Source organism: Paraburkholderia sp. BR10954, assembly GCF_040965775.1.
GTDB lineage: Bacteria > Pseudomonadota > Gammaproteobacteria > Burkholderiales > Burkholderiaceae > Paraburkholderia > Paraburkholderia youngii.
This window is the reverse complement of the sequence record NZ_JBFRCK010000321.1, coordinates 1-255: the sequence shown is the minus strand read 5'-3', so window position 1 is coordinate 255 and position 255 is coordinate 1. Positions and strand designations below refer to the sequence as shown.

Annotated in this window: 1 protein-coding gene; it reads right to left on the bottom strand. The window is 56.1% G+C overall.

Annotated features, from left to right (window positions below):
* Positions 1-231: DUF6429 family protein (locus AB4Y34_RS42420; protein ID WP_368719372.1), on the bottom strand; the 231-nt coding region annotated here is incomplete at its 3' end.
* Positions 232-255: the final 24 nt, after the last annotated feature.

The following is a 255-nucleotide window of genomic DNA, read 5'->3' as shown; positions in this document are numbered from 1 at the left end:
GCTGCCAGCGATGACGAAGTGCTGCTTGAAGAGGCGTTCGGATTCGCGCAAACCGTCGTCGGTGAGGATCACGGATTTCGCTTTATTGACCGGATCGCCGATCAGGCCGCGTTCGTAGAGTCGGTTGAGCGCATCCCAATCGAAGCTCTTCCAGGCGCGGTTGTGGTCGTGCAGTGTCAAATAGAGAAGCGCGAGGACGGTGTCGTCAATCGCGGCAGTGTCGATGTTCATGGTGTTCATCCGATAACGTTTAGA